This is a genomic window from Gemmatimonadales bacterium, from assembly GCA_035502185.1.
In the GTDB taxonomy this organism is placed as follows: domain Bacteria; phylum Gemmatimonadota; class Gemmatimonadetes; order Gemmatimonadales; family JACORV01; genus Fen-1245.
Window position 1 is genome coordinate 18,637 of sequence record DATJUT010000015.1, and the last position, 25,701, is coordinate 44,337.

Consider the following 25,701-nt stretch of genomic DNA (forward strand, 5'->3'; position numbering starts at 1 on the left):
CATCGTCGGAGGGGCCATGACCAACGCGATCGGGATGACGGACTTCTTCGTGCTCGAGGCGGGCGAGTACCTCGAGCGGCTCGACGCGCTGGCCCAGGCCCGGCCGGGCGTCTTCGAGGCGGCGGAGGAGTTCGTCCGCATCGCGCGCGCGTTCCGCGGCAGCGCGCTGATGGCGAGCCAGCAGCCGTTGGCCCGCGCGGCGCAGGGGCTGGAGTCGGTGGGCCGGGCCGTGCGCGACGGGCGGCTGGCATGGGACGAAGGCGTGCGCGGCGGCCTGGTGCGCGCGGTGGACGACTGCAAGGTCCTGCTGCGCCGGGTCCGCGCGCCTTCCGACCAGGACGCGGCCAAGGCGGAGGCCCTGGGCGCCGAGCTGGAGCGCGTGGCCGGACGGCCGAGCGTCCCGGCCCGCGCCAGCGGCGAGGGGCTCGACGCCGGTGCCCGCGCGTTCGTGGCCCGCGAGGCCGCCGCGATCGCGACCGCGCTGGACCGCGCGTCCCGCGCGCTGGCCAACGATCCGGGGGCGCGGGGCGCCCTGGCGGGCGTGACGCAGGCGATGTCGGCGCTGAAGGGCGTCGCGGTGCTGGGCGACCTGCCGCCCCTGGCCGACGTCCTCATCGGCGTGGAAGGCGCCGTGCACGAGGTGAACGCCACGTCGGGCCCGGTGGCGCCCGCCGCGGCCGCCGCGTTCGACGCCGGTGCCAAGGCCCTCGCCCGCGCCGCGCGCGAGGTGGTGGATCTCGGGCGACCGACGACCGACGGCGAGGAGGCGGCCGCCTTCGCCACGCTGCTGCTGCAGGCCTTCGCGGGCGGCGGCACCGTCGTCCCGATCGAGTCGCTGTTCTTCGACGACGCCGGCCCCCACGTGGTGACCCAGGGCGCCCCGCCGGCCGGACTGACGCGGGTGGAGGTGGTGAGCGAGGGCGAGTACCTGGCCGGTGCGGCCGGCGCGCTCCAGCGCGCCAACTCCCCGGTGCTGCGCGACCTGAGGCTGTTCGGGATGGCGGCGGCCCTGCGGCCACTCACCGGCGCCGGCGGCACGCCGCTGGCGGGCGCGCTCGGCCGGCTGGCCGACGCCGGGCGCGGCGCGATCGGGCGCGGCGCGGCCGAGGCCAACCTGCCCCTGTTCGTGGGCCTCGTCGGACAGGCGGCGGACACGCTCCGCGGCGCGGCCCACGACGACGAGGCGGTGCTCAGCGCGGCGCTCGACGCGGTGAGCGTCCAGCTCGGCGAGCTCTCGACGACGCCCCCGGCCCTGGCCCCGGTGGCGGCGGCGCCCGCGGCGACCCCCGAGCCGGAAGTGCTGCCGGGCCTTCCGTTCCTCGTGTCGCCGGCCGAGGCGGCGGCGGGCGGGGAGCCGGCCGAGCCGGCGGACGTCGTGGCACCCGTCGAGGCCGGCAGATCGCTGGCCGATGCGTTCGCATCGCTCGCCCGCCTCGTGGCCGAGCCGCCGTCCGAGGCCGGCGAGCTGGAGAGGCTGCTGGCGCACCCGGTCGAGGAAGCCGGCGTGGTCTCGATCGAAGCGCTGGCGCCGGCGGCGGCGGACGAATCCGAGGTCGTGCCGGTCGAGTCGCTGCTGTATCGCGGGCCGGCGGCGCTCAAGCACGCGCTCGCGCTCCAGCCCGAGATCGAGGCCCTGCTCGCCGCGCGGAACGGGGGCGCGGCGCAGCTGGCCGCCCTGGTCCGCGAGGTGTTCGACCTGGTCCAGCTTGGTCTCGGCGCCGAGCGCTAGCCCCGCATCGCCGACGTCCGCCGGCCGCGGCCGGTTCTGGCTGGGCCTCGCGGGCATCCTCATCTCGCTCGGGTTCCTGTATTGGGCGCTCCGCGGGGTCGACCCCGCGGAGCTGCTGGCCGACCTCCGCAGCGTCAACGTCGGGTACTACCTGCTCTCGGTGGCGCTCGCGACGCTCACCTTCCCGGCGCGCGCCTTCCGGTGGCGGATCATCCTCGCTTCGGGCGGCGACGTCGTGCCGTACCGTCCGGTGTGGCACGCGACCGCGATCGGCTTCATGGCCACCAACCTCCTGCCCGCGCGGGCGGGCGAGCTGGCACGGGCCTATGCCGCTTCGCGCTTCATCGACGTGCCGCTGCCCCGCTCGATCGGCTCCGTCGCGGTGGAGCGCGTGTTCGACGGCCTCATCGTCGTGCTGCTCCTGGCCCTCGCCATCGCCACGTTCCACGTCGCCGGCGCGGCCCGGCTGAGCGGGAGAAGCGTCTCGAGCATCGCCGCGTGGAGCGGCGCGGCGTTCATCGTGCTCCTGGCGTTCCTGTTCTTCCTGGTGCACGCACCGCGGCCGGCGCTCGCGTGGCTGGCCGCCGCCCTGCGCCGCCTGCTGCCCGAGCGGGCCGCGGAGTTCGTGGTCCGGGTGACGCGGTCGTTCATCGAGGGGCTCACGGTGCTGCGCTCACCGGTGGCCTTCGCGCAGGTCGTCGCCGCCTCGTTCGGGGTGTGGCTCATCAACGCGGCCGCCTTCTACGCGGCGTTCCTGGCGTTCCACCTCGGCCCGCTGCCCGTGACCTCGCCGCTGCTGATGCAGGGCATCGTGGCCGTCGGCGTGGCCATCCCCTCCTCGCCCGGGTTCGTGGGCGTGTTCGAATGGACCGGCGTGTTCGCGCTCGGCCTCTACGGCGTGCCGCAGACGCCGGCCGCGAGCTGCGCGCTGGGCACCCACATCGGCTGGTTCATCCCGATCACGGCGATCGGCCTGTGGCGGCTGGCGCGGTCGGGCCTCTCGCTCCGCGACCTCACCGGCGGCGGGACCGCGGCGTGAACGCGCGGATCCGGGCGCGGGCACCGGCCAAGATCAACCTGTGGCTGCGCGTGTTCGGGCGGGACGCGCGGGGCTACCACGCGATCGAGTCGCTGTTCCAGCTCATCGGCCTCGAGGACGACCTGGTGCTCGAGCCGGCCCCCGCCGGCGTCGCGCTGCACGGCGCCCCGCCCGCGCTCGGGCCCGCCGAGGACAACCTGATCGTCCGCGCCGCCACGCGCTTCCTGGCGGCGTCGCGCGCCCGCGGCGGGGTCCGGATCACGCTCACCAAGCGCATTCCCTGGAACGCGGGCCTGGGCGGCGGCTCCAGCGACGCGGCCGCCACCCTGGCCGCGATGAATCGGCTGTTCGGCTCACCGCTCTCGGCCGGCGACCTGCTCGAGCTGGGCGCGGCCCTGGGGAGCGACGTGCCGTTCTTCCTGTCGGGCAGCCCCCTCGCCCTGGGCTGGGGGCGCGGCGAGCGACTGCTCACCTTCGCACCGCTCCCTTCCCTGCCGCTGCTCGTGGTCCCTCCCCCGGCCCCGGTCCGCACCGCGGACGCCTACGCCTGGCTCGACAAGGAGCGCGGCACCCGGGAGGGCGGGTACGCCGCCGTGATCCCCGCCGGCACGCTCGCGAGCTGGGCCAGCGTGCGCGACCACTCGCACAACGATTTCGAGCCGGTCGTCGCCGGGCACCTGCCCGAGATCGGCCACTGGCTCGACCGCCTCCGGGAGACCGAGGCCTTCCTGGTGCGGCTGGCGGGGAGCGGCGGCGCGATCGTGGCGCTGTTCGAGTCGGTCTCGGCGCGCGACGCGGCGTGGTCGGTGCTGGGCGCGGCCACGATGCTGCGCGCCTCCACCCTCACCGCCCCGCCCCTGCTGGTGGACGACGGGTAGGCCGTGGCGACGCTCGAGATCGACGGCCACCACCTGACGCTCGAGGACGTCGAGCGCGTCGCGACCGGCGAGGTCGCGGAGGTGCGTCTCGCGCCCTCGGCGCGCGGCGCCCTGCAGACGGCGCGCCGGCTGATCGAGGACCGCGTCGCCAGCGGCGAGCGGGTGTACGGCGTCACCACCGGATTCGGCCGCCTCGCCGAGGTCGTGATTCCGGCCCAGGAGCGCGCGGCGCTGCAGCGGAACCTGATCCGCAGCCACTCCAGCGGCGTCGGGCCGGCGCTCGACCGCCCCGCGACCCGCGCGCTGATGCTGCTCCGGGCCAACTCCCTCGCGCACGGGCACTCCGGATGCAGCCCCGAGCTCGTGGGGCTGCTCCTCGACTGCCTCAACGCGGGCGTCCACCCGGTGGTGCCGGAGTTCGGATCGGTGGGCGCCAGCGGCGACCTCGTGCCCCTGGCGCACGTCGCCCTGGTGCTGATGGGCGAGGGCGAGGCGGAGCACGGCGGCCGCGTCGTGCCCGCGGCCGAGGCCCTGCACGCCGCCCATCTCGCGCCGTTCGAGCTGCGGGAGAAGGACGGGCTGTCGCTGATCAACGGCACGCAGTTCTGCACCGCGCTCGGCGTGCTGGCGCTGCTCGCGGGGACGCGGGTGCTCGAGGCGCTCGAGGTCGCGGGTGCGCTGACCCTCGAGGGCCTGCGCGGCTCGCCGGTGCCGTTCGACGCGGACATCCAGGCCGTGCGCGCGCACCAGGGCCAGGCGGTGAGCGCCAGCCGGCTGCGCGCACTGCTCGAGGGCAGCGAGATCCGCGAATCGCACCGCCGCGGCGACCCGCGGCTCCAGGACGCCTACTCGCTGCGCTGCATGCCCCAGGTGCACGGCGCCGCGCGCGACGCGCTGGCCTACGCGCACCGCGTCCTCGAGATCGAAGTCAACAGCGCCACCGACAACCCGCTGGTGTTCCCGGAGAGCGGCCAGATCAAGAGCGGGGGCAACTTCCACGGGCAGATCGTCGCGCAGGCGATGGACCTGGTGGCGATCGCCCTGGCCGATCTCGGCGCGATCGCCGAGCGCCGGATCGAGCGGCTCCTCAACCCGGACGAGTCGGGCCTGCCGGCCTTCCTGGCCGCGCATCCCGGCGTCGAATCCGGGCTGATGACGCTGCAGGTCACCGCGGCCGACCTCCTGACCGAGCTGCGCCTCCTGGCCGCGCCGGCCAGCACCCAGTCGGTCCCGACCGGCGCGGGCCGCGAGGATCACGTGTCGATGGGCCCGGCGGCGGCGCGCAAGGCGCGGCGCTCGGCCGAGTGCCTGGCCGACGTGGTGGCCATCGAGCTGCTGTGCGCCGCCGAGGCGGTGGACCGCCTGCGGCCCCTCAGGACCAGCCCCGCCCTGGAGCGCGCCCACGCCGCGGTACGGGACGAGGTGCCCCCCCTCACGGCCGACCGTGCGCTCGCGGCCGACGTGCGCCATATTGGCAACCTGGTGAGACGGGGGGTCTTCCGCGCGATGTAGCCGGCCCGGCTGGGCCGGCGCGACGGAAGGAGGGCCGGCCCGATGGCGACGCTCCTGGAGCGCCTGCGTGCGGCGCTCGCGCCCGACTACGAGGTCGACCGCGAGCTGGCCAGCGGCGGGATGGGCATGGTCTTCGTGGGCCGCGACGTCGCCCTGGACCGCCGCGTCGCCATCAAGATCGTGCGGCCCGATCGCGCCACGGCCGTCGCGACCGAGCGCTTCGTGCGCGAGGCGCGGATCCTCGCCTCCATCAACCATCCCAACCTGATCCCCGTCCATCGGGCGGGCGAGTCGGCCGGCTTCTCCTACTACGTGATGGACTACCTTGAGGCCGAGACGCTGGCGCAGCGCCTCGCGCGGGGGCCGCTGCCACCACAGCAGGCCGTGGCGGTGGCCGTGGACGTGCTCGCCGCACTGGAGGCCGTCCACCGCCGCGGGATCGTGCATCGCGACGTCAAGCCGGGGAACGTGTTCCTGCTCGAGGGCCGCGCCGTGGTCGGCGACCTCGGCGTCGCCAAGGCCAGCGGCACCGCGGAGCCTCCGCTCACCGGCGACGGCAAGGCCGTGGGCAGCCCCGGGTACATGGCACCGGAGCAGATGGCGGGCCGGGACGTGACGCCCGCGACCGACTTCTATGCGCTCGGGCTCGTGCTGTACGAGGCGCTCGCGGGCAGAGCCTGGCCGTTCGACGCGGACCCCACGCGCGGCGAGTGGTCGGGCGTGCCGCCCCGCCTGGTGGGGCCGCTGCGGCGGGCGCTGGCCCGCGCGCCCGACGACCGCTGGCCGAGCGCGGCCGCCTTTCGTGCCGCGCTGGGTGTGCCCCCCGGCCGCATGCGCCGGCGCGCGCTGGCGTGGGCGGGCCTGGCCGTCGCCGCGGCGCTCGCGGCGCTGGCGGTGGTCGGCGTCGTCCGGGGGCGGCGCACCGTGCCGTCCGCCGTGCTGCGGATCTACGTCCACGCCTTCGACGTGCGGCCGCCGGCGATGGGCTGGCTCGCGGAGTCACTCCCCGCCGCGCTGGTGCGCAGCGTGGGCGGGGCGGCCGACTTCGCCCCCGCGACCCTCACCGCCGGCCCGCCGCCACGCGGCGGCCTCGTGCTGCGGGGCATCGCGGAGGCGCTGCAGGGCGGCGGGCTGCGGCTGGCCCTGATTTCCGACCCGGCCGAGCTGCGTACAGGGCGCATCGATCTGGCGGTGAGCGGGCCGGCCGACCGATGGGAGCAGCTCGCGGACTCGCTGGGCTACGCGCTGCTGCTCGCCATCTGGACCAACGAGGGCGGGAAGCTCGCGGCCGACTTGCCGCTGCACGCCCTGCCGCGCAGCCGCGCGGGCCTGATCGCATGGACCGAGGCCGAGCGACTGTTCGCGCGCGCCCAGTGGGAAGAGGCCTACGCCGCGTACCTGCGGGCGCTGGCGGTGGACTCCACCTGTCTGCTGTGCCGCCTTCGCCTCACGGACGTCGGCCGCTGGTTCGGACGCGACCAGGACTCGGTCGCGACCGGCCGCTACCGCGTCGCGCTGGATTCCTTCCCGCCGCACTACCGTCGCCTCATCGAGGCGAGCTTCGCTTCCCACGACCGGCGCCTCGCGCTGCTGCGCGACGCCACGAACCGCGACCCCGATTTCGGCCTCACCTGGTTCATCGAGGCCGACGACATCTATCACCGGGGCGCGTTCGACGGGTACTCGCGCGCCGAAGCGTATCGGGCGATGAAGCGGGCGACGGTGCTGTGGCCGGATTTCGCGCCGGCCTGGGAGCACCTGGCCTGGATCGCCACGGCCGAGGGCGACGCGCCCGCGGCCCGGCAGGCCCTCGACAGCCTGAAGCAGCTGGGTGGCGGGAGCGACCCGTTCTCCGCCTCGGTGCGCGCGCTGCTGGAGGTGGGCTACCACTGGCGATTCGATCCGCCCGCCGCGGCGGAGCGGTACGCGGACGCCCTGCTCCACTCCCCGGCAGTGACCGGCTTCGCAGGCCTCGCCGCGGGCGCCCGCTACCAGCTGACCTTCGACGCTCCGGCCGGCGCGGTCTGGCTCGGCGGGCGCTTCGAGCACTTCGGGCGCCCCGACCTCGTGGTGCCGGGCCTGCTCGCCCAGGTGTACGGCTACCAGGCGCTGGGCAGGCCGGACTCCGCGCGGGCGGCGGCGGTGCGGCTGCGGGGCCTCACGTCCGAGCCCGACGTCGAGCTGTTCCTGGCCCAGCTCCCGGTCGCGCTCGCGCTCGCCGATTCCACGGCGCCCGCGGCCGTTCGCCGCGGCTGGCCGATGGTGGAGCGCGAGCTGGAGCTCCTGGCGGGCACGGGCAACCACGACGCGTTCGCGCGCCGCCGCGCGGCGTGGCTGTTGGCGCTGCTCGCGCGGCGCGCGGGCGACTCGCTCGGGGCGCGGCGGTTTCGCGCGGTGCTCGACGCCGAGGCGGGGCCGCGGCCGTTCGCGACGCTGGTCGACGCCGACGCGGACGCCGCGCTGGGGCGGCCGGCCAGGGCCCTGGCGCGTACCGAGCCGCTGATCGCGCTCGACTCGGCGTGGCAGGCCGGCGATCCCTTCTTCCGCGCGATGCTCCACCTGCTGCGCGCGCAGTGGCACGCCGATCAGGGCAGCACCGCCCTCGCGATCCGCGACCTCCGGTGGTACGAGAACAACGACCTCCGGACCACGGGCCTCCCCGCGGCCGCGCCCGAAGCAGCGGAGCTGGACTGGGCGCTCGGCACCGTGGCGCGGTGGCGGAGCGCGCGCCTCCTCGACGCGGCCGGCCAGGGCTCCGCCGCGTGCGTCCCCTACGCCGCGGTGCGAAGACTGTGGAGCGGGGGCGATCCCCACTTCGCGGCGCGCGCCGATTCGGCCGCGCGCCGGCTCCGCGAGCTCGGTTGCACGGAGGTCTCGTGATCACCTGCCGCACGCTGGGGCCGCTCGCCGTCACGGTGAACGGCGCCGAGCCGCCGCCGGAGCTCCTGTGGCGCAAGCACCTGGCGCTGCTGGTGTACCTGGCCCGCTCGCCGCGTCGCTCCCGCTCCCGGGAGCACCTGGTCGGGCTGTTGTGGGCGGACAAGCCGGAGACCGCGGCGCGGCACTCGCTGCGCGAGGCCGTGCGCGTGCTGCGCCACTGCGCCGGGGAGGCGGCCGTCGAGACCTCGGGCGAGCAGGTGCGACTCGCCGAAGGCGTCGCCGAGTTCGACGTGGATCAACTGGCGCTGCTGGCCGCCGAGGGCGACTGGGCCAGCGCGGCGACCCTGGTGACCGGCGAGTTCCTCGAGGGCTTCAGCGTGCCCGACGCCCCCGGATTCGACGACTGGCTGGGCGCCGAGCGCACCGAGTGGCGGCGACGCTCCGTGGACGTCCTGCTGCATCTCACGCGAGCGATCACCCGCGCCGGCCACGCGGCCGACGCGGTGACGCAGGCCCGGCGGGCGCTCGCGCTGGACGTGCATTCCGAGCCGGCCGCGGCGGCGGCGATGCACGCGCTGGCGCTGGCCGGCGAGCGCACGGCGGCGCTCGAGACGTATCGGGCGTTCGAGGAGCGCCTGCGGGCGGACCTGAACGCGGCCCCGGGTGATGAGCTGCAGCGGCTGGCCGCGCGCGTGCGGGACCAGCGGGCCTGGCGAGTGCCGGAGAGCGAGACCGTCCCGGCGATCGGCGCCGAGTCGCGCCGTGCGCCGCTGATCGGTCGCGAGCAGACGCTGGGGGCCGTGCTCGCCGCATGGGAGGAGTGCCGCACCGGGCCGCACGCCGCGCTGGCCATCGTCGAAGGCGACGCCGGCACGGGACGGACCCGGTTCGTGGAGGAGATCCTGGCGCGCGCGCGGCTCGACGGCGCCGGCACGACGGCCGCGCGGGCGGTGCCCGCCGACCAGGCCGAGCCCTGGAGTGGAGTGCTCGGCCTGGCGCGCGGCGGCCTGCTGGCGGCACCCGGCGTGGCCGCCGCGCCCGCCGGCGCGCTCGCGGCGTTCGCGACCCGGCTCGCCGACTGGGGCGACCGCTTCCCCGAGGCGCGGCGGGCGGTTCCCGGAGCGCCGGGCCAGGCGCTGGCCGAAGTCCTGCGCGCCGCGACCGACGAGCGGCCGGTGCTGCTCGCGCTCGACGACGGACAGTGGAGCGATCGCGAGTCGCTCCTGGCGCTGGACGGCGCGCTCCGGGATCTCGCCGCGGCGCCGCTGTTCGTCCTCGTGACCACCGTGTCGTTCGCCGGTCGGGAGGAATTGGATCGGCTGTGCGGGCGGATCGGCCGCGACGTCGCCGGGTCGGCGGTGCGCCTGACGACCCTCGACCGCGACGCGCTGCGGCGGCTCGCGGCGTGGGCCCTCCCCGGCTACGGCGAGGCCGAGCTCGACCGGGTGGCGCGGCGGATCGCCGCCGACTCCGCGGGCCTGCCCCTGCTCGCGGTCGAGTTGCTCCACGCCGTGGCGCTCGGGCTCGACCTGCCGGGAGCGGGGGCCGAAGGAGCGTGGCCGGCGGAGCACCGCACGCTGGACCAGACGATGCCCGGCGATCTGCCGGACGCCGTCACCGCCGCCATCCGGGTGGGCTTCCGCCGGCTCTCGAAGGACGCGCGGGCGCTCCTCACGGCTGCCTCGGTCCTGGGCGACCGGGCCCCGGCCGTCGCCCTCGGCCGCGCGACCGGTCTCGACGGCGAGCGGCTGACGGGCGCGCTCGACGAGCTGGAGTGGCAGCGCTGGCTCACGTCGGAACCGCGGGGCTACTCGTTCGTGGCGCGGGTGGTGCGCGACGTCGTCGCGCGCGAGATGCTCACCGATGGACAACGCCGGCGGCTGCTGGAGGCGGCCGGGCTGAAGGCCCCCGCCGAGGCCGGGTAGGCGCCGGCCGCCGCCGGTACGGGGGCTAGGGCAGCTCCCAGCGCCGCAGGAAGGCCCAGGCGTCGGCGTCGATGGCGTCCGACAGCACGAAGTAGTCGTGATCGTGACTCGCCAGCTCGACGTAGTGGACCGTGAATCCCCTCGTGCTCAGCAGGTCCCGGGTCCGGCGCACCCGGGCGAGCGGCACCACCTGGTCCAGCTCGCCGGCGTAGATCGCGACCGGCGTCCGGCGCGAGGCGCGATCCACGATCCAGGTGTAGTCGTCGGCGATGTACATCGCATGCACGGCGATGGCGGCGAAGTACTGCGATTCGAGCATGCCGGCGTCGTACGCGAGATACCCGCCCATCGAGTGGCCGAACACGTAGACGCGGCGCCGGTCGATGGAAACGCCGCGCCGGGCGTCCTCGACGATGCAGCGGAAGACCTGCGGGGCGATGGGCTCGAAGCGCGCGGCCATCGGCAACACGGGCGCGATCAGCGTGAGGCCCTCCCGTCGCGCCAGATCCTTCCAGACGTCCACCATCGATCCCGGCTCCCCGCCGGCACCGTGCAGCAGCAGCAGCGCCGGCCTCGGGCCCTCGTCGAGCGGGCTGAACAGGATGTACCGGTAGTCGCCCCCGGCGCACCGTACCTGACGCCAGTCCCGGGGCGGGACGGCCGGGGGCGGGGTGGACGGGGCGGCTCGGTACGTCGGCGCCACCAGCGCGAGCGCCACGCCGTTCGTCCAGCCGAAGCCGTCCTGGGCAGGATACTCGCCGCCGCCGGCCGCCCGGCCCAGGTCCACGACGTCGTACTTCTCCATCATCCGGCCGGTCTCGCCGTAGGTGCGTCGGTTCAACGCGAGCCAGCGGGTGCGCACCGTGTCGGCGAGGTCCGCGCGGCCGTAGCGCCGCACGCCCCGGATCGCCATCCACTCGAGCGGCGCCCACCCGTTCGGCGCATCCCACTGCTGCCCCGACGCGACGAGGGTCGTGACGAGGCCTCCGGGGCGGAGGAAGTCGCGCTCGAGCCGCGCGGCCACGGCGCGCCCCTGCTCTTCCGTCGCGAGGCCGAAGTACAGCGGCACGGCGGCGGCGAGCGTGGGGCGGTCGCTCACCCGCTCGCCGGTGCGCCACCGCACGTCGTAGAAGAAGCCGGTCGAGGTGTCGTAGGCCGCAGCGAGCAGCCCGCGCCGGCGCGCCGCCGCGGCCGCCTCGAACGTGCGGGCGACCGCGCCGTCGCCCGGGCGTCCCCGGAAGGCCCTCAGCGCGGCGATCAGGCGCTCGGCGTCGTACAGGAGGCTGTTGAGATCCACCGGGGCGAGCTCGGTCGTCTCCAGCGTGCGCAGGTCCGACGCATCCCGCGTCCAGCGGCTCGAGAAGTCCCAGCCGCTCTCGGCCGTGGCCCGGACGTTCCGGTAGAATGCCCCGCGCTCCGGCTCCGCCAGCGCTTGCGCGAGCGCGTAGTCGTGCCGGTAGGCCTCCGGCCGCGGTGTGGCCCGATCGTCCCAGTAGCGGTTCAACATCGCGCCGTCGGGGAGCCGCACGACCCGGCGGCGAGCTTCGCCCGGCGCCAGGCCGCCGGCGCCGTCCATCCAGAAGGCGTGCTCGGCCTCGAGCGCCGGCAGGTAGGCCAGCGCGTGCGCCGTGTCGGTCGCGGCCGCGTAGAGCCCGACCATGGCGGCGAAGAACGGCGGCTGGCTGCGGCTCAGGTAGTAGGTGCGGCTGCCGTTCGGTACGTGGCCGAACCGTTCGATGAGGAACGCGAAGTCGTCGAGCAGGTCGCGCACGAGATCCGTGCGGCCGCTGGCCACGAGGCCGAGCATCGTGAAGTAGGAGTCCCAGTAGTAGACCTCGCGAAAGCGGCCCCCCGGGACGACGTAGGGTTCCGGGAGTGCGATCAGGGAGGAGGGCGCGGCCGACGAATCGTGCGACGGGCTGCGGGTGAGGTACGGCCACAGGGCGCGCAGGTGCTGCTCCATCGTGGCCGCGGAGTCGGCGCGGTAGGCGGTCGGCGGCGGCTCGGGCAGCGCGAAGTGCCGCGCGACGAAGCCGGACAAGCTGAACCCGGAGTCGCTGCGCTGGCTCAGGTAGTCGGCGGCGATCTGCGTCGGCGGCTGGAGGGGCCGGGCGTCCGCGAACGTCTTGGCGTCCTGGAACAGCGGCGCGAGCTGCACGGCCTCGAACAGCGGGCCGAGATCGCGGGCGGGATCGTAGTAGGCGCCCGGCGCCGGAGCCAGGCGCCCGGCGCCGATGCGGCCGGCTGGCGGGGCGCCGGTCCGACAAGCGCCGGCGCACAGCAGTGCCGCGGCGAACGCCAGGGTCTGGCGAGGTCTGCAGGTGATCGCTCGTACCGGCTGGCGGCGCACGCCTGAAGATGGGCGCCGGGGCGCACGCGACGCCAGGCACCCATCACGCTCCGGCACGTCCCCAGCACGCAGCGGGTGACGAGGCCGGAAGGTCCGCAGCGACGAGGATCTCCGGCGGAACGTTGCGGGTGACGCACCGGGGTTCCATGATATGGCGTGCCGTGAGCGCTCCGCGGTTCGCTTCCCGCGCCCCCTCGAGCGTGAGTGGTCGCTCGGCCATGCGCCAGCTTCGGATCGGCGTACTCGACATCGTCGACATCCCCGCCAGGGGCCTGTGGGCTCGCGTGATGAACGCCAACTTCGCGAGCATCATGCCGCAGGTGGTCGCGGCATGGTGCGAACGGGCGGGGCACCGGGTTCACTACTGCTGCTACACGGGGTTCGACGACCCGCTGGCGGCGCTGCCCGCGGAGCTGGACCTCGTGTTCATCGGCGCGTTCACGCAGGCGGCCCACCTCGCCTACGCCATCAGCCACCGCTTCCGGCAGCGCGGCACCGTCACGGTGCTGGGGGGACCGCACGCCCGCTGCTACCCGGAGGACGCGGCCCGCTTCTTCGACTACGTGCTCGGGTTCACCGATCGCGCCGTCGTGGAGGAGGTCCTGCGAGAATGCGCCCCGCACCGGCCGCTGGGACGCCGGCTCTCCGCTGCCGCACAGCCGGCGGAGCTGGTGCCGCTCGCGGAGCGCTGGAAGTTCGTCGAGCTCGCGCTCCGCAAGGCCCCGACCATCAAGTTCGTCGGCATGATCGGGAGCCTGGGGTGTCCCTACAGGTGCAGCTTCTGCATCGACTCTACGGTGGCGTACCAGCCGCTGAGCTTCACGCAGCTCGGGCACGACCTGCGCTTCCTGCTCGGCAAGATCCCGGAGCCCATCGTCGCGTGGCACGACCCCAACTTCGGCATCCGGTTCGAGCAGTACATGGAGACCATCGAATCGGCGGTCCCGCCCGGCCGGGTGCGGCACATCGCGGAGAGCAGCCTCTCGCCGCTGTCGGAGCCCCATCTCGAGCGCCTCAGGCGGAACGGCTTTCAGGCGATCCTGCCGGGGATCGAGTCCTGGTTCGACATGGGCTCCAAGTCGAAGACGCGGCTCACCGGCATGGAGAAGGTCCGCCGGCTGTCGGAGCACGTGAACACCGTCCTGCGCTACGTGCCCTACGTGCGGACCAACTTCGTGCTGGGCCTGGACACAGATCGGGGCGCCGAGCCGTTCGAGCTGACGAAGACCTTCGAGCGGCTCACGCCCGGGGCGTTTCCCGGCTTCGCGCTCCTCACGGCGTTCGGGCGGGCCGCCCCGCTCAACCTGGCGTACCAGCGCGACGGCCGTGTGCTGCCGTTCCCCTTCCAGTTCCTGGACAACAACCAGGCGATGAACGTGCGGCCCAAGAACTACGCCTGGCCCGATTTCTACGACCGGGTGCTGGACCTCACCCGCTTCTCCTTCTCGCCGCGTGCCCTGGCGCGGCGATTCGCGGCCACGCGCGGCATCCCCCGTTGGGTCAACCTGCTGTCGGCGCTCTCCTCGGAGGGGTGGGGGCGGATCCGCTACTACGCCACCATCCGGCGGCTCCTCGACGCGGACCGGGAAGTGCGAGGGTTCCTCGAGCAGGACACCGAGCAGCTCCCCGAGTTCTACCAGCAGCGCATCAGGGAGCAGCTGGGCCCCATCTACGCCCTGCTGCCCGAGGGCGCGCTCACGCATGACCACACGGCCTACCTCAGGACGGAATCAGCGGCCGCCGTGGACACCGCCCGCGCCGCGCCGGGCAGCCGAAACTGAAGGAGGCAGTGGCGCCAGCGGAGGGGTTCGTCCGAGTGCGGTGGCTCGGCACCACGGCAAACGGACGGCCAAGAACCCGCCTGCCGCTCGGCAGGCGGAGTCGCTAAGTTAGGGCCTCACAATACGCTGGCCCCTCGTCCAAGGGCAGGACTCCGGACTTTGGATCCGGTAATGAAGGTTCGAATCCTTCGGGGCCAATTGGAGTTGCACCCCTTCCCTCCTCCCGTGGGTCAGTTCGTGGGTCAGTTCGCGGTACACGTTCGTCCCCATCAGCGCGCCGCTCGCGCCGGGGCGTCGTGCATGACCACGGCGGCGCCCGTCTCGGGGACGCAAACAACATCATAGGGAGGTCGCATGAAGCTCTCGGTGAAGGGCATGGCGTGGACTGGGGCGGTGCTGTGGGGGGGATGCCTGTTCCTCATGGGGATTCTGAATCTGGCGTTCCCGAAGTACGGGGTCGCGATGCTCGACATGGTGCGGTCCGTCTATCCGGGCTACGGGGCCATGTCGGGATTCGCAGGGGTGATTGTCGGTACGCTGTACGCTCTGGTGGACGGCGCGGTCTGCGGCGCCCTCCTCGCGTGGCTCTACAACCGGTTCGCCAAGCCGGGCGCCTCAGCATCGGCGTAGCGGCGACCGGTAGCCCGGCGCCGGGAGGACCATGAGCCGCGTGCTCTGACCGTACGCCGAGGTGTGCCCACGGGCGCTGCCCCGTGACCTACCAGCTGTCTACGTGCTCCTTGAGGTGCTCGAGGCTCTGCGGCGTCGTCACCAGAATGAGCCGGTCGCCGGCTTCCAACACGGTGTCCGGCCGGACACCGATCATGTGCTCGCCGCGGATGATCGAGATGACGCGCGTGTCTCCGCTCAGCGCGCCGCCCTGGCTCACGGTCTGGTGCACCATGGAGCTGCCGACCTTGAGGACACCCACCGTTAGGCGCCGGTCGTCGGGCAGCTCGACCGGGGTGCCGGACCTCAGGAGCGTGAGCAGGTCGAGCCGGCCCTGGAGCGGCCCCGACAGCTGTCGCTGCTCGAGGATGCGGAGCGCGATCTCCAGGTGCTCGGTGTGGTGGACCGGAGAATCCGTGCGTCGCGGGACCTGGGCCTCGTACAGGCTCCGGTACTTGAGTGTGCGCGACACACGCACCTGGATCAGGTAACTGAGCATCACCGCGAGCGCAGCCGGCACCAGCAGGGCATAGCCGCCGGTCATCTCCGTCACCATCATCATCGTGGCCAGTGGCACGCGCGCGGAGCCCGCGAACACGGCGGCCATCCCCACGATGACGAACGGCGCCGGCGGCAGGTGAAGGACCGCCGCCAGGAATCCGCCCAGCATGGCCCCGATGAACAGGCTCGGGGCGAACACACCGCCCGAGCCGCCCGACGCGATCGTCAGACTCATCGCGAGGATCTGCGCGAACACGAGGACCAGCAGCGTCCCCGCCGCCAACTGGCCGTCAATGGCGGCCTGCATCCACCCGTAGCCCCCGGCCATCACTTGCGGCACGACGAGCGCCATCAGCCCCACCGCGAGCCCGCCCAGCGCGGGCTTGAGCCAGGCGCGTAGCGGCAACCGATGGAACACGTCGCGCACGCCGTAGAAGACCATCGGTTCGAGGGTCGCCGCCAGCCCGGCGCCGATCCCCAGCACCACGAACCATCCGTAATCGAGCGTGTGGGGCAGCGCGAGGTCGGCGGGAACGCGGAACAGCGGCTGCCACCCGGCGAAGAAACCGTTGACCGCGTAGGCGACGACCGACGAGAGGATCGTGTAGAGCAGCGCGTCCGACTCGAACTCCACATCGGAGTAGAGCACCTCCACCGCGAACAGGGCCGTCCCGATGGGTGAGCGAAAGATGGCTGACAGGCCCGCCGCCATGCCGATCAGCATGAGGAGCCGGCGCTCCCGCTCCCCGGATCCCGCGAAGGAGGCGTACGCCGAGGCAATCGCGGAGGAGATCAGGGCAACGGGCCCCTCACGTCCAGCGGCACCACCCGAGCCGATCGTGATCGCCGACGCCACGGCCTTGATCGGCGCGACCCGCGCGCGGACGGCACCACCGGCGCGATGGAACGCCTTGATGGCGGCGTCGGTGCCGTGTCCCTCCGCCTCCGGCGCCCATCGGGTCACCATCCACCCCACCAGCAGACCGCCCAAGGTGGTGGCGACCGGCACGAGCCACAGGCCATGCGAGCCGACGATCGCGTGCGGCAGGCCCCCCTCGTTCGGGAGCCCCGGCGGACGGTAACCGGCGATTTGTCCGAGAAAGAACCAGTTGGCGAAACGCAGCAGCAGATTGAAGACTTGCGCGGCCGCCGCCCCCGCGACGCCCAAGAGCAGCGTCTCGAGGATCAGCCGACGTTGGGCAGGCTCGGCGGAGGCCGCGTCGGAACTAGCCAATGATGCGGGTCATGGCGTCAATTGGAAACAGTAGTTTGGATGTCAACCAAGTGCCAGCCCCAGGGGTAGGAGGATCGTCGCCCTTCCGGAGCCATGACGCTACCAGCCACCCACGCCTCACGTGGGCAGTTCGCGGGTCAGTTGAGGTGCGGGATTCTCCCCTTGGCGGGCGCGGTCCTGGCGGATTCTTCCGCCGGAACCTCGCGTCGGCGCGGGAGTGGTAGCAGCTTTGTGCTTGAGCGGCCCAGGCGCTCGGAGCGACTTTGGATCCGGTGATGGAGGTTCGAATCCTTCGGGGCCAAGCGTCGACGTACTTCCCCATCACATCGTTTCACGTCGTTCCAGCCGCCGACGGGCATGGCGCGGGCCGGCCCGCGCATGCGACCGCCGTCAGTTGGGCGCGTGCACGGTGGGCGCGCCGTAGTCGCGGCTGCCGCCCAGCTCGGGGCCGCCGTTCCCCAGTCCGTTGCGGCTGTTGTCCATCCGCGCGATGTACTGGCGGATCGCGCCGGGGAACGAGTCGGTGCTCGCGTGACCGCCGAACGGGTCGGTGAACCACACGGTCGGCCCGTCGGCGTTGCGGATCTCGGTGTCGTTGATGTCCACCACGCGCCGGACGCCGTTGAACGGCGAGCGCGGATCGTCGTACGCGATCCCGAGCACCGTGCCGCCGTTGGTCGCGTCCTCGCATGGACCACCGCGCGCCCGGTTACCGGTGGCGCTGTCAACCGCGTAGCACATGTCCATCGGCCGCCCCACCACGCCCGCCGCCGCCGGATCGTAGTAGCGGCTCGGCAGGAACACCTGGAAGTACGGGTTGAAGAACGCCAGGTCCCGCCCGTCCGCCGTCTGGATGGCGTTGGAGGTCTGCCAGCTCTCGTGCAACGTGCCGTAGTCCGACTGCTGGCCCGCCGCCACCAGGATGTGCTGGAGGACGCAGCTGGCGTCGGGGATCACCCGCTGCCCACCGCCCCGGGGAGAATTCAGCGGCAGGGCGACCCCGGCGGAGACGTCGGTGCCGTCGCAGCTGCGCGTGAAGTGCCCGGGAACGCCGATGGCCGCGAGCATGGTCACGTGGAGCTCGGTGCCGTCGGTGCAGCGGATGTGATAGACCAGCTCGTGCAGGTTGTTGGTGAACGCGTCCGCGGAGTGCGTGCCCTGGTGCAGCTTGACCAGCACGTCGCAGCGCACGTCGAACAGCGCGTTGGCCGCGGCGCTGCCGAAGTGCAGCGGGACGTCGTTCGCCCACTCGACCTTGTGTCCGAAGTGGTCCTCGTGCCGGGGGTTCGCGGGGTCCCAGGTGTCGAGCTGCTCGTTGGCGTAGCCGAACGGGATGTCGCCGACCGACGCGTACAGGTTCGAGCCGCGCGGGTCCCGTCCGTGGTCGTGGCCGAAGCTGCACCCGGTCACCGGATCCACCGGCGGATGCCACGTGGGATAGAGCTTGTGATCGGGGCCGACGACGGAGTACCGGTTGTGCACCGAGTCCGGGCAGGTGTCGAAGCGCCCCGGGTGCCACGTTCCGAACGAGGCCGCGTTCCCCACCGGCAGCACGGCGCCCCCGCCCGCCGCCGTGGAGAGGTGGTCGCTGCAGGCGAGGAGGACCACGGCGGGTGCGGCGAGTGCCGACACCCAGGCGCGACGCCGGAGCGCGGACAGCATCGGACGGCCTCCCGGAAAAGGGGACTAGTTACCTAGACTATGCTTGCGTAGTCTAAGTAACGATGTCCCCCGGCTCAATCCGACGTGCTGTGTTGGGCGCCGCCCTGTCGGCGCTGCTGGCTCCCGCGCTCGCCGCCCAGGAGGTGCAGGGGCGCGACGCGCTGTGGTACGGCGCGGGCCTGGGCCCCGGCGTGGCGCGCGTCCAGTGCAGCATCTGCCGCGCCAACCGCGGGACCGCCGCGACCGGCGTGCTGCGGCTCGGCGGCCGGCTCAAGCGCGGCCTGCTGGTCGGCGCCGAGGCGACGCTGTGGGCCGGCGGGGTCCAGTCCGGCGTGCACGAGTCCATGTGGGGTCTGGACGCGGTGGCCTACTACTATCCGCGCGCCCGCGGCACGCTCTACTGGAAGCTGGGCGCCGGGATGTTGTCGTGGCGCAGCGTCGATGGCCGCGACGTGCTCTCCGCCGGCGCGCCCGGCCTGGTGTTGGGGACCGGCTGGGAGTTCCGGATCGCACGGCAGCTCACGCTGGCGCCCTACGCGAGCCTGTTCATGGCCCCCGTCGGCGGCGACATCAAGTTCAACGGGGCCGGCATCCAGCAGAACGCATCGCTGCTGCTCGGCCAGCTCGGCGTGAGCATCACCAAGCACTGAGCCGGAGCCGGGCCGGCCGGCTGGTGGCGCTTCTTCGCGAGCGCCGGCTGCGGTGCCGGCATCGGGTACGAGTTGTTCTCCGCCAAGATCTTCCGACCGTCCGCCACCCGCTCCCACACGGCCGGGTAGGCGCCCGTAATGTCCATTGCCTGGCCGGCCGTATCCGTGATGGTGCCGTGCCAGGTCTCCGTCACCACCATCCGTCGGCAATCCGAGTCCCGCGCTCGGCTTGGTCCCGTGCGCCGGCCACCGCCCCTAACGCCCGCCTAACGCCGCCCGCCTAGTCTGCGCCGCATGGTCGGCCCGGCGCGAGGCCGGTCCGCACGGACCTCAACCATGTGGCGACCCATGAACGCACGTGGACTCCCTCAGCGCCGCCTGCTCCTGGCCGGACTGCTCGCCATTCTGCCCGTCGGGCTCGCCGGCCAGACGCCCCAGGCGGCGTCCGCCGCCGGGCCGGCCGCCACCTTCCTCGAGCGCTACAACGAGCTCATGAAGCTCGCGCCGCTGGCCGGACAGGTCGCGGACGTGCACCACCTCGTGCTGCGGCGCGACGCCGGGCAGCTCGTGCTCGAGCAGGGCAAGCTGTACCTGCTCTCGCGGATCGGCGGGCGCACGGTGGGCGCGGTGTTCGAGGGCACCGGCCGCTTCACCCTCACGCCTCCGCTCCCGGCCGAGCAGGCGGAGCTCCATCGCTTCGCGCATGCCACGACGCTCGACGACTCGATCCACGAGGTGATCCTGATCTTCGCCGACTCGACCGCGGCGCAGATCGGCGCCCTCACGTTCGGCCCGGCCGACGTGCCGGGCGAGGTGGGCAACCACGTGGACGCCTTCGTCGGCTCGCTCAAGGGCGACAAGGACGGCTCGTACGATCCCGGCGTGATGGAGCCCCTCCTCAACGGCGACACCACCGGCTACTTCCTGGCGCGCCTGGCCCCCGACCGGGGCGACGCGGTCCTGTTCGAGCTGAACCCCGGCGCGAGCGAAGAGGTCACCCTCTACCGGCCGGTGAGCCACGCGCGGTGGCACACCAGCTGGACCCCGGTCACCCGGTTCGCCGCCCAGGGCCGCTCCGTCAGCCCCGCCGACTGGCGAGGGCCGCGCGACCGTCTCCGCGTGCCCCGCTACCAGCTCGACGTGCAAATCAAGGAAGGGTTCAACGCCGACCTCCTGGTGGACGCCGCGGCCATCCTCACCACGGTGGACCGCGAGCCGGTGGGACCATGGCTCAACTTCAAGCTCGCCCCCAAGCTCACCCTGGACTCGGCTCGGTGGGGCGACGGCGCGCCGGCCGCCACGTTCAAGGCCGAGGAGGACGAAGACGCCTGGGTGCGCGTGGGCCACCGGCTCCGCGCGGGCGACACGCTGGCGCTCACCCTGTTCTACCACGGCGACGTTTTCCGGCGCTGGCTCGACTGGTTCCTGATCGAGCCCGGCCTGCCGTGGTTCCCGTTCAACGGGCAGGGCTCCACGGTCTCCACGTTCGACCTGACGTACCACAGCCCCAGCCAGTACACGCTGGTCAGCGTGGGCGAGCGGGGCGACTCCTCGGCCGCCGGCCGGATCACCACCGCGCACTGGACCCAGCGACTGCCCACCGACCAGGCGACGTTCAACGTGGGGCTGTTCGACCTGTACCACGCCCAGTTCGAGGGCGCGCCCGCCGTGGACGTGCTGATCTCGGAGGCCGCGCACCGCCAGATCCGGCAGCGCACCCGCGGCACGATGGTCGAGCAGGGGAACAAGAGCGAGACGGTCGCGGTGGACGTCTCGAACAGCCTCAAGCTCTACGCCAGCCTGTTCGGCCGCTGCACCTACGACCACTTCTTCGTCACGGAGATCCCGTACGCGGAAGGCGTCTCGTTCCCCGGAATGATCGACCTCTCGGCCTCGACGTTCCAGAACACGTCGCTGGACGGCTTCGACGAGTACTTCCGTGCGCATGAGGCCGCCCACCAGTGGTGGGGCAACGGCGTCCGCCCCGCCTCGTACCGCGACGTGTGGCTCAACGAGGGCCTGGCCGACTTCTCGGCGCTGTGGTACCTCCAGGTCGAGCGCAAGTCCTCGCAGCAGTACTTCAAGTTCCTCGACCAGTACGCCGCCGACATCCGCACCGACAAGGACGACGTCGGTCCGATCTGGCTGGGGTGGCGCAACCTGTCGCCGGACCTGCCCCGCGGCTACCAGGTGATCGTCTACGAGAAGGGCGCCTGGGTGTTCAACATGCTCCGGGTCCTGATGCTCGACCTCAGGACCATGTCCGACGACCGGTTCACCGCGATGATGCGGGACTACTACCAGACCTTCCTGGGCCGGCCGGCGACCACGGCCGACTTTCAGCACGTGGTCGAGCAGCACCTCGGGATGCCGATGGATTGGTTCTTCGACGAGTGGGTGAAGGGCACGGACATCCCGACCTACCACGTGCGCTGGAAGAGCGAGCCCGCCGAGGGCGGGCGGTTCCGGATCCGGTTCCGGATCGGCCAGGACAACGTGTCGCCCGGCTTCCGCATGCCGGTGCTCGTCGCCGCCGACCTCGGCGAGAACCGCGTGGCGCACTTCCGGCTCGACGTGACGGGCGCGCAGGGCGAGTACCTGAGCCCGCTGCTGCCGGCGGAGGCGCGGTCGGTCACGTTCAACGATCTGCACGCCGTGCTGGCCGACGTGAAGATGGACGGGAGCTTCTAGCCTCCGCTCGGCCCCCAGCGGGTGCCGAAGACCAGCCACAGAGCGCCATAGAAGCCGGCGACGGCGGCGGCCGTCCCGACGGCGATCGCCGCGACCCGCGCCGCCCGCAGCAGGCGGCGCTGCCGGGGCGCCGCCCGCCCCGCGCCGTCGAGCGCCTGCTCCCGCTGCGAGGCCAGGCCCCAGGAGCCGACGGCCGCGAGGCAGACGAACGGCGTCGCCGCCAGCCACCAGCCCGGCCGCACGAGCAGAATGCCGACCGCGTCGGCCGCGCCGCCGACGGCCCAGGTGGCGAGCCGGCGCCGTCCGGCGCGCAGGGCCCACGCCGCGATCAGGGTGTAGACGGTGCCGCGCGGCGTGCTCACCGCGGGAAGTGGGGACGGAGCGCTCATCGCAAGACCCCCTCTCGAGGATCGCCCTGCGGCGCCAACGTAGCCCCGCGCGCCATACGAGTCCAGCCCGCGGCGACGCGTCTCGCCAGCCGGCCGGCGCGGAGCCCCGAAGACACGACGCCGCCCTACCTTCGGGCGGCGTCGGCACCGGCGTCGGCCGGTCGGCTCAGTGCAGAGTGTCGAACAGCTTGTGCACGACCTGCTGGATCTTCTCCTGCGACATCCGCCGCACTTCGTGCGCCTCGGTCCGGTAGCGGCCGACCCACGCCGTCTCGCCGTCGGACCTCAAGCGCAGCTCGAGCGTCAGCCACCCGTCGCGGTAGGCGCTCGCGCCGTACGGGTAGTAGGCCGGCGCCGACCAGCCGTACGGATAGCCGCTGAACGCGAATCCCCACCCCCACGGGTACCAGCCCCACGGACGGTAGAAGCCCCAGGGCCGGTAGAAGCCGAACGGCCGATAACCCCAGCCGCCGTAGAAGCCGAAGCCCACGGTGGTCGCGACCCGGGCCGGCTGGCGATAGGCGTCGGAGCCGCTGAACGCGAGGTCGAGGAGGAAGTCGGCCTGCGCGGTGTCATCCACCTTGCGGAAGCCGCGCTCCTGCATCCCGGCCTCGACGGCGCGGCGGAAGCGCTGCTGGGCGATCGCGTCGTACCCGGGGCGCTCGGGGATGTAGCGCCCGCGCGCGCCGCTGTCGTGCGCGGCAGGGGCGCCGGCGCTCCAGGTCCAGGTGGCGCCCTGCGGGACGGGGATGTTCTCGTCGCGCTCGCTCCGGATGCTCGGTGCGCAGGCCGTGGCGAGGGCCGCGCCGGCAACCAGGACGGTCGCGCTGTACAACCGACCGGTGTTCATCGTCGTGCTCCAATCGAAGAGGCTCACCACTGCGACGCCTCACATCCGTGAGACGCCTGTTGCGACGTCTTTCTTAACACCGCACCGCCGTGGCGGTTCCGGCCCGGCGTCCGCCTTGACGAGCACTTGACGGCCGGGCGGCACCGTACGCCCCGAACCCGAGTCGGAGCGTCCAGATGCAGCCCTCTCGTCGGACAATCGGTTCCATCCTGCGGTGCGGGCCGTCGGTCCGCACGATCGCGGCGGTCCTCGGCGCGATGAGCCTCGGCGGTTGCATGTCCTGGCAGCGCCAGTCGAAGCCGCCGGCCGAGCTGCTCGCCCGGCACCCGCCGACGGTGATCCGGGCCGTGGACCACACCGGCGGCTGGATCCTGTTCTACAAGCCGTTCATCAGCGGCGACTCCCTCGGCGGCTACCGGGACTCGACGCTCGCCGGCTCCCGCTACGCGATGCCGTTGGCCGACGTCGCCAGCGTCGAGGTGCGGCAGGTCGACGCCGGCCGATCCGTCCTGGCGCTCGCGGCCGTGGGGGCCTCGGCGGCGCTGGTGTACGGCGCCATCAAGGCCCTCGACAACATGACCCTGTTCAAGGCGCCCGACCTCTCGGGGTTCAACATGAGATCCTGCCCGCTGGTCTACAGCTGGGACGGGCGGCACTGGCGCCTCGACTCGGGCACGTTCGGCGGGGCGATCGTCGAGGCGCTGCAGCGCACCGATCTCGACAACCTCGACTTCGCGCGCGCCGTGGACGGCACGCTGCGCCTGCGCGTGACGAACGAGCTGGCGGAGACCGATCACGTCGACGCGTTGGCGGTGGTGGCCGTGGACCACGACGCCGGCCTCGCGGTGGCGCCGGATCCCGCCGGCGGCATTCACACCATCGGCGCGCTCCAGCCGCCGCTCACGGCCACCGACTTCCGGGGCGCCGATGCCCTGGCGCGCGTGCGGGATGCCGACGGCTGGAACTGGGAGTCCGCCGTGACGGGGCGCGACCCGGCCCGCGCGACCGACCTGCGTGACGGGCTCGTGCTGGCCTTCGCGCGGCCGCGCGGGGCCACCCGCGCACACCTGGTGGTGGACGCCAACAGCTCGGCGTGGGGCACGCACCTGCTGGTCGAGTTCATCCGCGCGCACGGCAGTGCGACCCAGGCCTGGTACGACTCGATGAACGCTCGGCCCGCGGCGGCGCGCGCGGTTCAGGCGCGGCTCGCCCGCGAGGCGTTCCTCGCCGCCTCGGTGCGCACGGCCTCCGGCTGGCAGCCCGCGGGACTCTTCTGGGAGGCGGGGCCCGAGATCGTCAAGCGCCAGGTCCTCGACCTCGATCTCTCCGCGGTCGCCGGTGACACGGTGCTGGTGCGGCTCGAGTCCGCGCCTTCGTTCTGGGACATCGACCGCGTCGCCATGGACTACACGCCGGACCAGGCGGTCACCGTTCACGAGCTGACGCTCCTCGCCGCGCGCGACCAGGCGGGGCGGGACATCGCGCCGTTGATCGCCGCCGTGGACCACCGCGACTACGCGCTCGCTCACGGCGCCAGCGCCGAGGTCGTGCTGGCGGTCCCGCCGCTGCCCTCCGGGCAGACACGCAGCTTCCTGCTCCGCTCCACCGGCTGGTATCGGGTGGACACGCCGGAAGCCGGCGCGCCGGACCTCGCGGCGCTCACCGCCTTCGGCCGCGACTCGCTCGCCGTGGGGCGTGCGTCGGTGCTGCGCCTCAACGCCGCGCTCGCGGCGCTCGCCGAGGGGACCCGGTGAACGCCCGTCGGGTCGTGATCACGGGCGTCGGCGCCGTGTCGCCGGCCGGCATCGGAGCGCCGGCCCTGCTCGAGCTGGTCACCTCGGGGCGCAGCGCGGTCCAGCCCCAGCCGCAGCTGGACGGCCTCCCGGCCGGTGCGGCGCCGGACCTGCCGCCGGACCGCCGGACCCGCCGCCTCGACCGCGCCGCGCGCTTGTTCGCCGCCGCGGGCGAGGAGGCCTGGCGCGACGCCGGCCTGGCCGAGGTGGCCGAGGACGGCGGGCGATTCGCCCTGATCGAGGGCTCGTCCCTGGGCGGCCTCGCGGACATGCTGGACGAGCACCGGCAATACGTGGAGCGCCACGACGACCGGCCGCCGGGACCGGCGGCGCTGGTGCGCTACATGGCGGGCGCCGGCGGCGCCTTCCTGGCGCAGCAGCACGGGATCCACGGCCCCGTGTTCCATCTCTCGGCCGGGAGCGTCTCGGCGATGGTGGCCATCGGCGAGGCCTGGCTCAAGGTGGCGTGCGGGGCCGCGGACGTGGCGCTCGCCGGCGGCGGCGACTGCACCCTGCAGCGCGACGTGGCGGCGGCGTTCCGCGCGTCGGGCATCCTGGCCCACGCGGCGGGTGCGAGCGCCGAGTGCCGGCCGTTCGACCGGCGCCGCAGCGGCACCGTGCTCGGGGAGGGCGCCGGCGCCGTGATCCTCGAATCGGCGCAGCACGCCGCGGCTCGCGGGGCGCGCATCCGCGCGATGGCCGGCGGGTACGGGCTCTCCTGCGAGGCCGGCTCGATGACCGCGCCGGACGCGGAGGGGACCGGCGTGGCCGCCTCGGCGCACGAGGCGCTGGAGGCGGCCGGCGCGCACGCCGTCGGGTGGATCAAGGCCCACGGGACCGGCACCAGGCTCGGCGACCGCGCCGAATGCCGGGGACTCGCGCGGCTCCTCGGGCCCGGCCTGGCGGCGTCGCCGCTCACCTCCCTCAAGGCGGCGATCGGCCACTCGTTCGGCGCGAGCGGCGCGGTGGAGACGGCGGCCGCGGTGCTGGCGATCGAGCGCGGCATCGTGCCGCCGTCGGTCGGCACCGAGGAGGTGGACCCGGACCTGCCGCCGTGCCGCGTCGCTCTGCGACCGGAGGCGGGCGGCCGGGACGCCGTCCTGCTGCTGGCGGAAAGCTTCGGCGGGCGCTGCGCGGCGCTGGTGCTCCAGGCCGCGTGAGGCGGGAG

17 protein-coding genes and 1 tRNA gene are annotated in these 25,701 nt (G+C 73.7%); 13 read left to right on the forward strand and 5 right to left on the reverse strand.

All coding sequences use genetic code 11. The features are described 5' to 3' along the window. The first annotated feature begins 16 nt into the window (after window positions 1–16). The 6 genes from VMF70_01615 to VMF70_01640 are packed head-to-tail and all read left to right on the forward strand — an operon-like array spanning window position 17 to window position 9,963. Window positions 17–1,729, forward strand: coding sequence for a hypothetical protein (locus VMF70_01615; protein HTT66703.1), 1,713 nt, complete (start codon window positions 17–19; stop codon window positions 1,727–1,729). Next, window positions 1,707–2,768, forward strand: a complete 1,062-nt coding sequence (locus VMF70_01620) for a lysylphosphatidylglycerol synthase transmembrane domain-containing protein (protein HTT66704.1) — start codon at window positions 1,707–1,709, stop codon at window positions 2,766–2,768. The genes VMF70_01615 and VMF70_01620 overlap by 23 nt, the downstream gene beginning before the upstream one ends. Continuing rightward, the gene (gene ispE / locus VMF70_01625; protein HTT66705.1) at window positions 2,765–3,646 is read left to right on the forward strand and encodes a 4-(cytidine 5'-diphospho)-2-C-methyl-D-erythritol kinase; all 882 of its coding nucleotides are present in this window, start codon (window positions 2,765–2,767) and stop codon (window positions 3,644–3,646) included. The genes VMF70_01620 and ispE overlap by 4 nt, the downstream gene beginning before the upstream one ends. A gap of 3 nt (window positions 3,647–3,649) precedes the next feature. After that, entirely contained in the window at window positions 3,650–5,158 is a 1,509-nt protein-coding gene (hutH, locus tag VMF70_01630; protein HTT66706.1) for a histidine ammonia-lyase, read from the forward strand. A 42-nt stretch (window positions 5,159–5,200) separates the two neighbouring features. Further along, entirely contained in the window at window positions 5,201–8,038 is a 2,838-nt protein-coding gene (locus tag VMF70_01635; protein HTT66707.1) for a protein kinase, read from the forward strand. Then, entirely contained in the window at window positions 8,035–9,963 is a 1,929-nt protein-coding gene (locus VMF70_01640) for an AAA family ATPase (GenBank protein ID HTT66708.1), read from the forward strand. The genes VMF70_01635 and VMF70_01640 overlap by 4 nt, the downstream gene beginning before the upstream one ends. 25 nt (window positions 9,964–9,988) lie before the next feature. Here the strand turns inward: VMF70_01640 and treF are convergent, their stop codons facing one another. Continuing rightward, complete coding sequence (gene treF / locus VMF70_01645) at window positions 9,989–12,313, reverse strand: alpha,alpha-trehalase TreF (protein ID HTT66709.1); 2,325 nt, start codon at window positions 12,311–12,313, stop codon at window positions 9,989–9,991. A 218-nt stretch (window positions 12,314–12,531) separates the two neighbouring features. Here treF and VMF70_01650 point away from each other — a divergent pair, with 218 nt between their 5' ends. From VMF70_01650 to VMF70_01660, 3 genes are all read left to right on the forward strand, one after another. Beyond that, window positions 12,532–14,094, forward strand: coding sequence for a hypothetical protein (locus VMF70_01650; GenBank protein ID HTT66710.1), 1,563 nt, complete (start codon window positions 12,532–12,534; stop codon window positions 14,092–14,094). A 127-nt stretch (window positions 14,095–14,221) separates the two neighbouring features. Beyond that, window positions 14,222–14,292: transfer RNA gene (locus VMF70_01655), tRNA-Gln, on the forward strand. 177 nt (window positions 14,293–14,469) lie between these two features. Continuing rightward, a complete protein-coding gene (locus tag VMF70_01660) occupies window positions 14,470–14,724 on the forward strand; it encodes a hypothetical protein (protein ID HTT66711.1) in 255 nt (84 codons plus the stop codon). 88 nt (window positions 14,725–14,812) lie between these two features. On the opposite strand, the gene VMF70_01665 is transcribed toward VMF70_01660, so the two are convergent. Continuing rightward, complete coding sequence (locus VMF70_01665; GenBank protein ID HTT66712.1) at window positions 14,813–16,498, reverse strand: chloride channel protein; 1,686 nt, start codon at window positions 16,496–16,498, stop codon at window positions 14,813–14,815. A gap of 390 nt (window positions 16,499–16,888) precedes the next feature. Next, window positions 16,889–18,160, reverse strand: a complete 1,272-nt coding sequence (locus VMF70_01670) for a hypothetical protein (GenBank protein HTT66713.1) — start codon at window positions 18,158–18,160, stop codon at window positions 16,889–16,891. A 92-nt stretch (window positions 18,161–18,252) separates the two neighbouring features. Here VMF70_01670 and VMF70_01675 point away from each other — a divergent pair, with 92 nt between their 5' ends. Beyond that, complete coding sequence (locus tag VMF70_01675) at window positions 18,253–18,810, forward strand: hypothetical protein (GenBank protein ID HTT66714.1); 558 nt, start codon at window positions 18,253–18,255, stop codon at window positions 18,808–18,810. A gap of 348 nt (window positions 18,811–19,158) precedes the next feature. Further along, complete coding sequence (locus tag VMF70_01680) at window positions 19,159–21,501, forward strand: M1 family aminopeptidase (GenBank protein HTT66715.1); 2,343 nt, start codon at window positions 19,159–19,161, stop codon at window positions 21,499–21,501. Here the strand turns inward: VMF70_01680 and VMF70_01685 are convergent. Together VMF70_01685 and VMF70_01690 are read right to left on the reverse strand one after the other, a co-directional pair. Continuing rightward, on the reverse strand, window positions 21,498–21,890 hold the full coding sequence (locus tag VMF70_01685; GenBank protein HTT66716.1) for a hypothetical protein: 393 nt from the start codon (window positions 21,888–21,890) through the stop codon (window positions 21,498–21,500). The two genes, VMF70_01680 and VMF70_01685, sit on opposite strands and share 4 nt — an antisense overlap. 166 nt (window positions 21,891–22,056) lie before the next feature. Then, complete coding sequence (locus VMF70_01690; GenBank protein HTT66717.1) at window positions 22,057–22,767, reverse strand: DUF4136 domain-containing protein; 711 nt, start codon at window positions 22,765–22,767, stop codon at window positions 22,057–22,059. Window positions 22,768–23,015: 248 nt separating this feature from the next. On the opposite strand from VMF70_01690, the gene VMF70_01695 reads away from it, so the two are divergent. Both VMF70_01695 and VMF70_01700 read left to right on the forward strand, forming a co-directional pair. After that, the gene (locus VMF70_01695) at window positions 23,016–24,494 is read left to right on the forward strand and encodes a hypothetical protein (protein ID HTT66718.1); all 1,479 of its coding nucleotides are present in this window, start codon (window positions 23,016–23,018) and stop codon (window positions 24,492–24,494) included. Beyond that, a complete protein-coding gene (locus VMF70_01700; GenBank protein HTT66719.1) occupies window positions 24,491–25,693 on the forward strand; it encodes a beta-ketoacyl-[acyl-carrier-protein] synthase family protein in 1,203 nt (400 codons plus the stop codon). The genes VMF70_01695 and VMF70_01700 overlap by 4 nt, the downstream gene beginning before the upstream one ends. Window positions 25,694–25,701 lie beyond the last annotated feature (8 nt).